This window comes from Vibrio comitans (assembly GCA_024346835.1).
GTDB classification, from domain to species: Bacteria; Pseudomonadota; Gammaproteobacteria; order Enterobacterales; family Vibrionaceae; genus Vibrio; species Vibrio comitans.
In genome coordinates, this window is sequence record AP024867.1 from 345,899 (window position 1) to 360,192 (window position 14,294).

The 14,294-nt window shown below is 44.2% G+C and carries 11 protein-coding genes and 1 pseudogene; 4 read left to right on the forward strand and 8 right to left on the reverse strand.

The window, feature by feature from the left end:
• Positions 1–439: 439 nt before the first annotated feature.
• Entirely contained in the window at positions 440–940 is a 501-nt protein-coding gene (locus OCU46_RS15385) for a hypothetical protein (RefSeq protein ID WP_141271895.1), read from the reverse strand.
• A 44-nt stretch (positions 941–984) separates the two neighbouring features.
• Positions 985–1,227, reverse strand: a complete 243-nt coding sequence (locus tag OCU46_RS15390) for a DUF2798 domain-containing protein (protein ID WP_141271894.1) — start codon at positions 1,225–1,227, stop codon at positions 985–987.
• Positions 1,228–1,364: 137 nt separating this feature from the next.
• Here OCU46_RS15390 and OCU46_RS15395 point away from each other — a divergent pair, with 137 nt between their 5' ends.
• The 3 genes and pseudogenes from OCU46_RS15395 (at position 1,365) to OCU46_RS15410 (ending at position 4,041) form a co-directional block, all read left to right on the forward strand.
• A complete protein-coding gene (locus OCU46_RS15395; protein WP_141271893.1) occupies positions 1,365–2,306 on the forward strand; it encodes a LysR family transcriptional regulator in 942 nt (313 codons plus the stop codon).
• Between the two features lie 408 nt (positions 2,307–2,714).
• Positions 2,715–3,455 (forward strand): annotated as a pseudogene (locus OCU46_RS15405) (DUF1499 domain-containing protein).
• A gap of 25 nt (positions 3,456–3,480) precedes the next feature.
• Complete coding sequence (locus OCU46_RS15410) at positions 3,481–4,041, forward strand: hypothetical protein (RefSeq protein WP_141271892.1); 561 nt, start codon at positions 3,481–3,483, stop codon at positions 4,039–4,041.
• 229 nt (positions 4,042–4,270) lie between these two features.
• Here the strand turns inward: OCU46_RS15410 and OCU46_RS15415 are convergent, their stop codons facing one another.
• The 6 genes from OCU46_RS15415 to OCU46_RS15440 all read right to left on the reverse strand — a co-directional run bounded on the left by OCU46_RS15415 (position 4,271) and on the right by OCU46_RS15440 (position 11,993).
• A complete protein-coding gene (locus tag OCU46_RS15415) occupies positions 4,271–4,747 on the reverse strand; it encodes a GNAT family N-acetyltransferase (protein ID WP_141271891.1) in 477 nt (158 codons plus the stop codon).
• Positions 4,748–4,872: 125 nt separating this feature from the next.
• Positions 4,873–8,025, reverse strand: coding sequence for an efflux RND transporter permease subunit (locus tag OCU46_RS15420; protein ID WP_141271890.1), 3,153 nt, complete (start codon positions 8,023–8,025; stop codon positions 4,873–4,875).
• Positions 8,026–8,029: 4 nt separating this feature from the next.
• The gene (locus OCU46_RS15425) at positions 8,030–9,160 is read right to left on the reverse strand and encodes an efflux RND transporter periplasmic adaptor subunit (RefSeq protein ID WP_208733553.1); all 1,131 of its coding nucleotides are present in this window, start codon (positions 9,158–9,160) and stop codon (positions 8,030–8,032) included.
• Positions 9,161–9,379: 219 nt separating this feature from the next.
• Entirely contained in the window at positions 9,380–10,255 is an 876-nt protein-coding gene (locus OCU46_RS15430; RefSeq protein ID WP_141271888.1) for a DUF6279 family lipoprotein, read from the reverse strand.
• Positions 10,256–10,433: 178 nt separating this feature from the next.
• Entirely contained in the window at positions 10,434–11,342 is a 909-nt protein-coding gene (locus OCU46_RS15435; RefSeq protein ID WP_141271887.1) for an aldo/keto reductase, read from the reverse strand.
• Positions 11,343–11,471: 129 nt separating this feature from the next.
• On the reverse strand, positions 11,472–11,993 hold the full coding sequence (locus OCU46_RS15440; protein WP_244311424.1) for a hypothetical protein: 522 nt from the start codon (positions 11,991–11,993) through the stop codon (positions 11,472–11,474).
• 216 nt (positions 11,994–12,209) lie between these two features.
• Here OCU46_RS15440 and OCU46_RS15445 point away from each other — a divergent pair, with 216 nt between their 5' ends.
• A complete protein-coding gene (locus tag OCU46_RS15445) occupies positions 12,210–14,276 on the forward strand; it encodes an alpha-amylase (RefSeq protein ID WP_208733557.1) in 2,067 nt (688 codons plus the stop codon).
• Positions 14,277–14,294 lie beyond the last annotated feature (18 nt).

Consider the following 14,294-nt stretch of genomic DNA (forward strand, 5'->3'; position numbering starts at 1 on the left):
GATGCGAGCAAAGGTTTTGGTAGTTTATGTGAATATTGGCTCTATTGATTACCATTTTGTGCCAATCCAACAATTTAGTTAGTAAGACGCATAGTGATTGATAACACTCAGCTGTTCTCATCTTAATAACACATAAAAGGCATGAATAAATCTAAGTCTAAGCCGGTTCTTATGAACGAACTGTTGGTTTGTTAATTCTCGAGGTTTGAAGTCAGATTTAATACCACTCTGGCTTAAAAGGGGGGGATTTCTGAGTTAGTATTGACCCACTATAAGATACCTTTGGACAAAAGCCTCTGGCTTCTAATCACTTCTACTTTTTCGAATAAATTTAAGTTAGGCCAACACTATCCTCATGCAACCCAATATAGTATCGGCTCTTACATTTGGTGAACACTTAATACCAATAAAAGAGCCGTACTTTTGAAGCCAAACAGATTTACGCTTTTTTCTTGCTAAACCATAGACCCAATGAAACAAGCATAACTATTACAGTTAAAACAGGTGGCTTCGATTGTAGCGGTAGCACCTCAGCTGGAACATTGGGTGAAAGATGCACATACACGGCTACACTCATAATCACTACAGTGAGCATAGTTGTTACGTTTAAAGCCACGCTCGCTAATTTCGAAGAGATAAGCTTCCCTTCAGTTAAGATGAGCAAGTATAAGAGGCCTGCAAATATCTCACCCATTTGTCCTGCAAGTTTTGAAAGTACTGGGAAAGGCAATCCACTTGACTCGATTTGAGCAGAAAATATGTCGGCAAAAGGTAAGAAAAATTTAGCTGTTCCAGCCATCACCATGAAGCCACCTAATAGGGCTGTAATAAAGTTTTTTGCTTTATTCCCTGCACTGTCCTTTGAGCGGATGAAGTAACCTGCTGTAATAAGAAACATTGTCCCAATCATCGCGGCTTCTAATAAAATCTGTTTGTTCATTGCTGACTCCGATATCTGTTTAATAGGTCGTATTCACAAGTTAATTACGCTTGTTCAGGCTTAAGAAGCGCTTTAGTGACAAACAAGCGGACAAGCGGAGCAACGACAGCAAGTAACAATAATGCAGAAGGCACAACTTGCACTATGGCCACACCCCATGCAGCAAAAAAGTCCACACCATTGGGCAGGTTGCGAAAGGCCATAATGGCCGTCATACCAAGTAGCATCGTAGGCAGTACCATAGATGCCATAAGTGGGTATTGAAACTTGCGGTCGAATTTTTTCATGCTTTTTCCATCCAGTATTTGTAGCCATATGGCGATTTGATGGAGGGAGTATAAGTACAATTTAAAGATTCAAAAATAGACAATATTGAACTTTAAAAGTACATTTATGTACTCATTAAATAGAAAAGTAACCGACGATGATCAGTACCAAAAATATGACCAACCTATATTGGTTTTGTCTCTCTGTTGAATGTGGCGGGTTTGCTGCAGCAAGCGTTAAAGCCAATACCTCAGCCCCCACAGTTTCTCGTTCAGTCGCTAACCTTGAGAAACATTTGAGCGAGAAACTGCTTCACCGTGATTCCAAAAACTTTCAACTTACCAATGCAGGTGAAGAAATTTACAACAAATTTTCAGGTCTATTTAATGGACTTGAACAGCAATGGCAAAGCCTCTCTAATGCGCAAGGAGAGTTGACAGGAGATATCCATATTTCATGTCCAGAGCCATTTGCGGATTTTTTCTTACAAGCACTTGCATTAGAGTTCATGGCAGAACATCCCAAGGTGAATATTCATGTTCATTTCGCTTCTGATGCTGATACATTCATTTCAGAGCAAATCGACCTGGCTATTGTTACTATGCCTGCTACAGCCTCTCACTTAGTGCAACGTCAGCTATTTGAAACTGAATTAGCGTTGGCGGCCTCGAAAACCTATTTGATGAACAGAGGGACACCAGAGGTTGCAAGGGATTTACTCAAACACAGCGTTCTAGCTGGAAATAACTTCCCATACTGGTTGCTAAAAGAGAACTCGGAAACCATCAAAATTCCGATTAAGCCTAAATACTCGGTTAATAGCTTGAGGTTGAATATTGAAGCGGCAATAGAAGGGGCTGGAATTTGTTTAATGCCAAAAATAGTGCTGGAACAGCTTACTTTGCAAAATAAGCTAGTGTCTGTGTTACCTGGGGTTGAATGCCCAAAAGGCACTGCATATTTGGTGTGGACAGATAGAAAAATGATCGCATCTCGCGTAGTTGCGTTCAGAGATCTTGTGTTTAACCGTATGGACAGCAATGCGGAAAAACTGTGGCGCAATATGTTTCGCAAACCAAAAAGAGGTCTCAAGCATTAGCAGCAACTTTACTAAGTAAGCATTGAAGATACTGAACTACCTACTTTATGTAAGCCACGTTTACTGTTTTAACTGCGCGTTCAGTTAATAGCGTAACTCCCCCGCGCCTTAACCCAGCCTTAACCACACAACTGCTATCTTTGTATACAGTTTTACCTCTATGAGTGTCGCACTTACTGTTAGAAATCAGGCGCCTCTTTCTAGCTCATAAGATTGCCTTTGGACCTAATTATTATTAGATGTAGTAAACAAGCCGAAGATTAGCGGCCTATATCAGGTTCACTGCATATGGGTATCTTAGTTTTAACCCTGACAACATTACGTTTAATCGCTTAGACACAGAATGGAGAAATGGTGGGCCTAGGAGCGGCTCATTATTAATCGCTCGTAACTTTAAAAGGATAGAAAATGACGAACAGCCGTACATCTCGTGTTGGAACATTATTATTAATCATCGCCTTTACCGCTGTGCTAGTGGTTGCTGTGATGATTTTTGGTGCCCGTTTAGGTTTATGGGATCCCATCGTTGGCTTTGGATAAATTAGGAGTTACCTCAACCCAATTGGCCTATCTGTGCTTGGCTTTAGCTCGCTAGGGCTTATCTCCCAAATCGTAACTCGTAACCGTATTGGAACGCTCAAATCTTTAATCGCGACATTGATAGGACTTGGCCTCATTGCGCCGATGATCCACGGCATCATCCAACCAGCGAAGCGTGCGCCTGCAATCCATGACATTACAACTAACACAACTAATCCACCTGCCTTTTTAGTACTGGATGATACCCGCCCAGGTGCTAAAAACTCTTTGGTTTATGCCGGCGAAGAAGTTGCGGCGATACAGAAAAATGCCTATCCATATATCAAGCCGATTCAATCTAGCCTTTCAGCCCAAGATGCGTACACAAAAGCTCTAGATATAGCGAAAGACAAGGGGTGGGAAATTGTTGCAGAAGATCCAGAGGCATTGCGCTTTGAAGCAACGGCTCAAACTGCCTTCTTTGGCTTTATGGACGATGTGGTTGTTGAGATCACACCAATCAGTAACGAAAGCCGCATTGATATTCGTAGTGTGTCTCGAATCGGTCGCAGCGATAAAGGTGGCAACGCCGCTCGAATTATGGAATTCACAAACAGTTTTAACCAGTAGCCATTATCATTAAAAGGAAATAGATATGAAATCCATCAATATGACCAAGCTTTTTGTCGCTTCTAGCTTGATCCTTACACCTTCAATCCTCATGGCAGCCGAACCCAATGTACCTACAGCACCACCTTACATTGTGTTAAGTGATAATTTGGATGAGCCTAACGGTTATGGTTTCTGTATTGATACTTATGGTAAAGGTCACTCAGAGTTGTTGCAGACTCATACCTGTAAACCTAAACCAGAAGAAGGCTCTCCACGAGACCATTCAGGGCATGATGTGAGATTTGAGTACAACAGTGAAACAAATCAGATCCAATCGTATGCCTTTGAGGGACTGTGTATGCAGGGTCTTTTGGCAACAGGAAAAAGCGAACTAGCACTACTAGAGTGTAGTGATGCAAAGCACCAGGGCTTTGTTTATTCCGAAGAAGATCAAACATTTAGACTTAAAGCGGATACGAGCTACTGCTTGGCTATTACAACAGAAACGCAAAAGGCGGGGCCGTGGGTAAAACGACCACTTGAACTAGCTCAGTGTGACGAAGTGGAGCCGAAGCTAATGAAATGGACCGTAGTTCCTATGTAGTAATGACACATAGGTAACCAACAGTAACGACTATCACCATTGCGTCGCATAAAACTGCGAAATTGAAACTGACTGAGCATCACTCGTAATTGGGAGTGGTGCCTAGTGTTTCTCTGCGGTCGATGGCTACAGATATCTCAAAGCGAGCACTGGGGTTCATTGCTGAGTAATAGCACCCATTCATTTTGGACATTATTGAAGTAGTCCTAACTCGCTCTTCAATACTTTGTTATAACCGTTTTTCCATTGTACTCAATTCCCAAACCTTCTCTTCAAACTCTCGGTCTCCCACTTGAGTTGAAGTGGTTACAAATCCAAGATTTTCATAGCACTTTATCGCTGAGCCATTATGGCTAAATACATTCAGCGTTAGCAGATTGGCATTGAACTCGACGTGCGCTTTTTCGGTCGCTAACCGCACCATTTCTTGAGCCAAACCTAGTCCACGAAATTCACTTGCTATGAACACCCTACACACTCGAAACTCTGACGGTGAAGCCCTGTATAGTTCGATAAAACCGACACTCTGGCCTTCGTGCCTTGCAAGAAAAGGAAACACGGATTCTTGAGCGCAATGTCGCTTAATTTGACTGTGTGAAAGAGGGTATTCATAGGCAGGACCACCCCATAAATAATTCAGTTCCTTAGAGTCAATCCAATCGATCAGCTGAGCATAATCAGACTCTTCAAATACGATAAATTCCATTTTTCCTCTTTTGGCTATAAGGCACTAGATTCGTTCAATCTATTACTATTCTTGATCGAATGTAATAAAAAAGAGCCACATCATTGATGTGGCTCTTTCATTATTTGCTAGTTCAAGCTTTCCAATTAATCATCGTCTAAATCGACAAGCTTGGTGCTACCACCGTGTGCTTTCTCACGCAGTTTCTGAATTAATGCGTAGAAACCCGGAATCAACAACGTACCAGCTAGAAGTACACACAGTAGACCACCCACTAGGGAAATACCCAGCGAGTTCTGGCTGATGTGACCGGCACCTGCCGCAAATACTAGCGGGAAGATACCTAGGATGAATGACCAAGAAGTCATGTTCACCGCTCTAAAGCGAAGGATACCACCCATAACGGCTGCTTTATCAATCTCTAGCTCATTCTGTTCACGCTCGTTTTTCGCAAATTCCACAATCAAGATAGCGTTCTTCGCGGCGAGCGCTATGAGTAGAACCAAACCTATTTGCGCATACAAGTTTAGAGGTATTCCAGCTAAGTTCAGCGCTAAGAAGGAACCTAAGGTTGCAATAGGTACCACTAGGATGATCGCAATCGGGATCGTCCAACTCTCGTACTGTGCCACCATGAATAGGTAGATAAAGATCAGAGCCAAAGCAAATGCGTAGATGGCCTGATTACCTGCCAGTTTCTCTTGGTAGGCCATACCGGTCCACTCGTACTGGTAGCCTTGAGGCAACATTTCTTCTGCGACTCGTTCCATTGCAGCAATAGCATCACCACTGGAGAAACCAGGTGCAGGTTGGCCTTGAATTACCGCAGAGCGGTACATGTTGTAACGCCACGCTACATCAGGCTCAAACACTTGCTCGTGAGAGATCAGAGTGCTCAATGGCACCATGGTTCCTTGGTTACTTCTTACAAAGAAACGACCAAGATCATCCATAGATGAGCGGTATTCGCTATCCGCTTGCATGGTTACCCTGAAGTTTTTGCCCAACATAGTGAAATCATTCACGTAAATGGAGCCTAAGTTACCTTGCAAGGTTTGGAAAATATCCGTCAATGAAATGCCAAGTTGCTTCGCTTTTTCACGATCAATATCTACGTAGTAGTGCGGTACATTGGCACGGAATGTACTAAAGGTATAAGCAATCTCAGGCTGACTATTGGCTTCTTGAATCACATCGTTCATCAATTGTGCCAAGTCAGTGCGGCTACGACCTAAAGTATCCTCTAACACGAACTCAAAACCAGAAGCTGAACCCATACCAGGAACCGCTGGAGGCCCCATCGCGAAGACAACAGCATCAGGGATCTGGCTTGCAGCAATGCCATTGATACGATTAGAGATAGCAAAAGAAGAGTGCTCTCCATCGAGTGCAGCGCGCTCATCCCACGTTTTCAACTTGATAAACAGCGAGGCACCATTGGATGCTGCAGCACCAGTCATAAATGCATAGCCAGTAGCGGCAGTGATACCTTCTACTCCTGGTTCTTGCTCAATCATGTTAACCAATTCTTCGGTCACGGCTTCCGTACGCGAAAGTGAAGCTGAGTCTGGAAGCTGTACGTTGACTAACAAGATACCTTTATCTTCTTGAGGTACGAATGCTGTTGAGGTGTTTTTACCGAAGTACATCACCGCAGCAACCGCAGCTAGGAAGAATACAACCAGTAAGATCGCCTTCTTAACCAAGAACCCAGCTAGACGACCATACCCAGCGGTCACTTTATCAAGGCCATTATTAAAGGCCTTGAACCAACTAGACGTGTTGCCACCACCTTGTCTTAGTACCAACGAACATAGCGCTGGAGAAAGCGTCAATGCGTTGATTGACGAAATCACAACCGAGATACAGATAGTCAATGCGAACTGACGATACATAATCCCGGTGATACCTGGCAACATAGCTACTGGCAAGAACACCGCGAGCAATACTAGGGTAGAGGTAACAATCGGGCCGGTTACCTCTTTCATCGCCATCAAGGTAGCCTTGCGCGGCGTTAGAGATGGGTCTTTACGCATCGTAGTATCAACGTTCTCGATAACCAAGATCGCATCATCTACTACAATACCAATGGCAAGTATCAGACCAAATAACGTTACTGTGTTGATGGTAAAACCGGTTATCTGCATAACCGCAAACGTACCGATAAGAGATACAGGGATCGCAACAACAGGAATTAAGGTGGCGCGAGCGCTACCTAAGAACAAATACGTTACCGCAATTACCAACAAAATCGCTTCGACAAGAGTTTTTACAACCCCCTTGATCGATTCTTCAACAAAGATCGTGGTGTCGTAGCTAGTCTCATAAGCCATTCCCTCAGGGAAATTAGTGCTCATGTTGTCGAGCATCTCCATTACCAAACCACCACTCTCTAGAGCGTTAGCATCAGATTGAAGATTCAAGATAACGATAGAGGCATCTTGGCTACGGAATTGGCCCGAACCATCGTAGAACTTCTTACCAAGCTCAACACGTGCAACATCTTTCAAGTAGACCGCTGAGCCATCTTGATTAGCGCGAAGCATGACATTTTCAAACTCTTCGACGCTTTCTAGACGACCTTTTGTCACCAAGTTGAAGGTTACATCCGTTGCCGCTTCATAAGGTGGTGCCCCAACCTTACCCGCTGCTACCTGAATGTTTTGTTCAGACAGTGCTGCATAGACATCAGAGGTGGTTAAACCTAGGCTTGCGAGTTTCTCTGGGTCTAGCCAGACTCGCATTGAGAATTCACCACCACCAATTACGTTAACCTCACTGATACCTTTGACACGCGCCAACTGGTCTTTAACGTTTAGGTTAATGTAGTTGATCAAGAACTGGTCATCATACTGGCCTTCCGGCGAGTAGAAGTTTAGAACCATCAACATATCTGGAGAACGCTTCTTAACGGTCACACCAACCGAACGTACTTCTGGAGGAAGTTTCGATTCGATTTGGGTAACACGGTTTTGCACGTTCACCTGTGCCATATCAGGATCGGTACCCACCTCAAACGTTACGTTTAGGTTGTACGAACCATCGTTAGCACTCTTTGAAGACATATAAATCATGCCTTCTACACCATTGACCGAGGTTTCTATAGGGTCGGCAATCGCTTGTTCAACGGTTTCAGCACTTGCACCGGTGTAATAAGCGGTAACGCTCACCGATGGAGGGCTAATTCTTGGGTATTCAGACACCGGTAACACCGCAAGTGAAATTGCACCTGCCAGTGTTAGGATGATAGAGATAACCAGCGCAAACTTAGGGCGCTGGATAAAAAATCGACTCAGCATGCTCTTACTCCGCAGCTTCTGGTTTAGCTTCTGCTATTTGCACAGCCAATCCATTACGCACACGCTGCAATCCGCCAACAATAACTTTGTCGTTCTCGCCTAGACCCGTCTTAACGATAACACCGTCCGGCGTTTGTACGCCCAGCTCAACATTACGTCTTTCTGCAATGTTGCCATCGGTTGCTAGCATGACAAAGTCACCCGCGATGTCGGTTTGTACCGCACGGCGCGGGATAACTACTGCTGGCTGGCTTTGCGTCGAAGCAATAACAACATTGATGTGTTGACCAGGTAAAAGCGTGTGACCACTATTTGGCACAGAAGCACGAACAGCCAAAGTACCAGTGGTTAGATCAATGCGGTTACCAACAAAGTCCAATACCCCTTTCTCTGGGTGTTGCTGACCATTTTCTAGGTTCAGGCTAACTTCTACTTCGCCATTGTTTGATTCGCCGTCACCTTCGTACTTATCAAACCCAAATTGCAAACGCTCTCTTTCACTCAATTGGAAAGAAGCGTGCACTGGGTCAAGGCTTACCAAAGTGGTTAAAGTACCTGATGATGTAGAAAGCAAATCACCAATGCTGACTTTTGTATCCGAAATACGGCCAGTAAATGGTGCTGTGATTTTGGTGTAAGACAGGTTTACTTCAGCTAATAAAAGCTGAGCCTTCGCGGCTTCTAATAATGCCGAAGCACCTAATTGTTCAGCCTGACGAGCATCATATTCAGACTGCGAAATGTTGCCTTTAGGAAGCAAGTTCTTCGCACGCTGGTAATCATTCTCCGCGCGCTTTAGGTTCGCCGTAGCTTGCGCGACAGAGGCTTTAGCACTCGCTACTTGAGCTTCGAAAGATGAAGGTTCGATCGTATAAAGTAGTTGTCCCTTCTCTACTATTTGGCCTTCTTTAAAATGACGCTCTTTTAGATAGCCCGTCACTTGCGCAGTGATATCGACATCCTCTACTGCTTCAACTCGACCAACATAAGCCTTGCTTGGTTGGTGTGAAACAACAGTGACCGGTTCGACGACAACAGTAGGCGCCATTCCTGCTTGTTGTGGCTTCTGAGACTCTCCACAACCCACTAGAATTAAAGTGCTTGCTAAGCTCACCGCCAGTAAAGATTTTTTCATTGAACAACCTTTTTCTAAATCAATAATCTTTTCGATATAGAACAGCATTTGTACATATCAAACAGATGAATAGTCATGCAGTGTATTCGTGAAAATCAATGACCTTAACTAGTGATATGTAACCAATTGTTTCGATTATTGTGCAATTTAGAAATAGGCACGAAATTTTAGAGTGGAAAACCTAAAAAAACAAAAACAGCACGTTTTTAGGTTTTAGATTTAGTCAGATTGTAGCTCTTGAACCAATTCTAACCAGTCTCCCACCTCTTGCTTGAAGTGCTGTTTCTGCTCATTAGAAACGGTTGAGAGTATGGCCAAAATGCTTTGATTAGCTAACGCTCTATTGCGTTTTAATTTTTCAGATAGCTCGTTCGAATAGCCCTGCTCGGGATTATTTACAAGGGTTGTTAACTCGTTTTGATAAAAAAACGGGTCATCCCTTCGAGCAAACATAGTCTTTATTCGGTCTCGTGTTTCAATCCGATAGATAGCCCAATCTTGGTGTGTTCGCTCAATGCTCGTTGACCACTGATAAGCGATGTTTTTTTGTTCGATCGATAAAGTTCCCAACCATCTACGCAAATTTTTCTCAATTCTCTCCTTGTAGCGGGCTCTCGCCTCTCGCTCACTCATTTGAGAATATTTTTCAGAATACTCTTCATGTTGATCTGTTAGATTCTGCAAAAACTCATCGATTTGCTGTTTTGACATAGAGCGAGACAGCGAATAGAGCTCCGGTGTTATCTCATTGGCAAGGCGCTTTATATGTGTGCGAAACATCTGATGCTGTTCTACTAGGAACTGTTCATCGATGGCTGACAAATCTACATCGTAAAGAGATTGCAGTTGCACTTCATAGCGGGGAAGCTCTTCTGTTTTGTGCCATTGGGCGAACTGCTTCAGTTGAAGTTCAAGTATTTCCTCTTGATCGCCATCCAAACTGACATAGTCTTCAATGAATTCTAAAACGGCCCAGTCTAAATTGCGGTACATAAGCTTGGCAGTGCATGCTGTCAGTGTTAGCAACAATGCACTCACGATGAGAGTTTTCAGCCACTTTGACTTGTGCGTAATGATACTGCTCAACTGTTGCATCAGGTGTTTTACTCCTAGCTCATATCTTATTGCTATTTATACCCAACCAAAGGCACTTGGATCTTTAACCTTCAGTATTATTTAGCCTTTCACAATGCGCTAGCTTTGCGTTCAAATTACTCATAAGCAAAAAAAGACCACGCAGAAGCGTGGCCTTAGATTTGCAGTTCGAATTGGTCTATGGCACACCATGGCCTTTAGAAGCAATCCAGACTCGATACCACTGCTCATTAGTCATTGTCAGTTCAAGAGACTTCACCGCGGATTCAACACGCTCAATTTTACCCGAGCCAATAATTGCCAATGGCTTGGAAGGCAACTTACGAACCCAAGCATAGATAACCTGATCGATGCTACTTGCACCCAACTCGTCCTTCAGAGCATTCAGCTCGTCTCTCACTCGCACCGCTTGCTCACTCGTGCCGTTAAAAATGCTACCTCCGCCAAGGCAAGACCATGCCATTGGACGTGTGCGCAGTGTTTGCATCAGATCTAAAGTGCCATCGTCAGTCACATCAAAGTTTAAAGGATTGATCTCAACCTGATTGGTCACCAGCGGTGCATCTAAGCGAGATTGCAGTAATTCAAAACCGCGAGGCGTAAAGTTAGACACACCAAAATGTGAAACCTTTCCCGATGCCTTAAGATCAGCAAATGCGTCAGCCACTTCATCTGCATCCATCAATGCATCAGCACGGTGCAGTAGCAACACATCGATGTTATCCACTTGCAAATTACGCAGTGAGTTCTCAACAGAAGCAACGATATGCTGCTTGGAAGAGTTGTAGTGATTAACCTTTCGCTCAGGTGTCTTATCACCACAAAGCATAATATTGCACTTGGTTACTATCTCAATCTGCTGACGAACGCTTTTATCTAAGGCTAGAGCCTCTCCAAACAAGCGCTCACACTCATAGTTGCCATAGATATCCGCATGGTCAACAGTCGTGACACCTAGGTCTATGTGTTGCTTCAAGAAATCAAAGCGCTGTTGAGGAGTCATTCCCCAATCGCCAACACGCCAATAACCTTGAACAAGTTCAGATAGGTTTGGCCCTTGAGGGGCTATAGATACTTTCTGTACCATGAAAAACTCCAAGAGGTAAGTTGAGTCCGAAGACCTTTGTTGCCCATCCTATTCGCAGACCTAGTTAGGCTCAATTACTGAGTTTTCAATTCGCCCGATTAAATGACAAAGTGTGAGTCTCTGCACACCTTATTGCGTGTAGGTAATTTGGATGACGTCTTTATCACTACGCCAGAGCGCATAGCGCTTCTGATCTGCGCTTCGCCAATAAAGTTCTCTAGGTTGAGTTGCGGGGTAACGGTTAATCAGGTGCAACACCTCTCTATCTACCTCAGTTTCTGATTTATTGATCAGCGCCAATTCAACATCAAGTGTCACGTCATCAATCACGACTTTAATCAATTGAAAGCCATCTTGCCGAAGCCCTAGTTGCAAATTATTAAAATAGGAAAGACTAAACTCTCCATGTAAATCTAAAACAGGCTCTAGTGCATGATCAAAGGTTATCTCAGCATACATTGGGGTATGGTGAATCTTCACTGAATCTTTGCAAAACAGTGGTTTATCGTCTTCTGCACAATCAAACCACTCACCCGACTGACGAAAATCCGTCACACTCCAAGATGGGTATTGCGCAGAAATAAAAGGGTAGTACCAAGTGGGACTGGTCGCTGCAAGTAACGGCCAAGCCAATAAGGAAAAACTAGCCAAAAAGAATAACCGAAACAGACGCATAGATGTGAACTAGGTAGCATAAGTGGAGGGATACTATAGCAAAAAATGAAGCGCAAATAATCCCTCAAACAGCCTCAACCTTTGCGCAGTTGATGATCTCGCCTACAAAATCCAGTCTCTTTAATTGAGCTAAATCTTAGCCTTCGTCATTCTAAGCGCAATCAGTTAATCAGGGATTGAGTATTAATGACCATGAAAAAAAGCCTAGCTTGCTGTGCTGTATTATCAGCCATCACTCTCTCAAGCAGCGTTGCGTATGCAGATCCAAATGTCTCTATCGCCACCACAACCACCGCCAGAGATTACCCATTAAATGCGAGCGAGCCTTTAATTGTCACTCTCAATAAAGACAGTTACGTATTTAAAGTCACAGGCATTGAGGGTGAGTGTGTAGCGCCACTAGAGCAACGTATTCGCTTTAATACTCCTCTTGGTTTGAACTGTAATACAGAAACCGAACTGCCAATTAAGATACGTTTTTCTGGTGACTATGCCATCGCTTATGATGATCAAAAGCAAACACTATCCATAAAGCGTCAGCCTAAAAAGTCCACCAAGAAGGAGTTCGTTCGACCACTACCTAAGGTCGGCTGTGAAACCTACACCGACATGCCTGCGGTAATCAACGTTGCGGGCACCTTTGCAGATGGAACTGAGCTCAAAGAGACCTTTAGCGGGCAAACAGCGACCGTGAAAAATGGCACCGTCACTTTTAATCCCACTCGAGAAACTGGCGCTGTCATGCTCATCGAAAAAGTGGCTACCCAACCTAAGGCCGATAACGCACTGGACTGGCGCAATGCCAATATTTACTTTGTTATGGTCGATAGATTCAATAACGGAGAGCAGAGCAACGATCACAGCTACGGCCGCCTTAAAGATGGTAAGCAAGAAATCGGCACCTTCCATGGGGGTGATCTCAAAGGCGTCATCGAAAAGTTAGATTATATTCAATCTCTAGGAACAGACGCGATATGGCTATCACCGATTGTTGAGCAGGTGCATGGCTTTGTTGGCGGTGGCGATAAAGGCTCATTCCCCTTCTATGCTTACCACGGTTACTGGGCGCGAGACTTTACTAAGATTGATCAAAACTTCGGCAACGATGAAGATCTAAAAACACTGGTCACCGAAGCCCATAAGCGCGGTATTAAGGTGATGCTTGATGCGGTTATTAACCACCCTGGCTACGCGACGCTTGCTGATATTCAGCACGACAACCTGCAAGTACTTTCCCCTGACGCCGAAGACAAAGACCTAACACAATGGAAGCCTGCTGCAGGGAAAAACTGGCACTCCTCCCATGATTTTGTCGATTACAAAAGTGAAAACTGGTCGCAATGGTGGGGAGCAGATTGGGTGCGTTCTGGATTACCCGGTTATGACAGTCCTGGAAGCAGTGATAAAACTCTAACACTGGCTGGACTACCCGACTTTAAAACGGAATCGGATAAAGCCGTCACTCCGCCACAATGGTTGTTAGATAATCCAGGCACAAGAGTGATTAAAAAAGACGACTATCGTGTAGCCGACTATTTAGTCGAGTGGCAAACTGATTGGGTGAAACGCTTTGGCATTGATGCATTTCGCGTCGATACAGTAAAACACGTTGAGGGTGATGTATGGTTAGATCTTAAGGCGAAGGCCAGTGAGAACCTAGCCCAGTGGCAAAAAGAGAACAACAGACCTCAAGAGCCTTTTTGGATGATGGGTGAGGTTTGGGCACACTCTGCGTATCGCTCGCCATATGCTGATGAAGGCTTTGATGCGTTGATTAACTTCGATATGCAAAAGCAGTTAGATCGTGGTGCTGTTTGTTTCTCTGATATGCGCAAGACTTACTCCAACTACAGCGTAGAAATCCAAGACAACCCAGGCTATACCCCTGTGAGTTATATGTCTTCACATGATACAGAGTTGTTCTTTGCTCGATTTAAGTCTTTCGAGATGCAACGTAACGCGGCCAATGCCTTGTTACTCTCTCCGGGCGCTATTCAGATCTACTACGGTGATGAAGTGGCACGCGACATCGGCCCATATGCGGACGACTTCCATCAAGGTACACGCTCGGATATGGATTGGAAGCTCGACGCTGAGCGACAAGCACTTCTTGCACATTGGCAAACACTAGGCCAATTCCGTCAGCGTCACCCTGCTATTGGCGGCGGAGTGCATCAAGACATAGAACAAGAGCGTGGATATGGGTTCTCTAGAACCTTAGATGATGATGCGGTGATTGTTTATTACTCTGGAAAGTAGAACTTAATCGTCTCATAA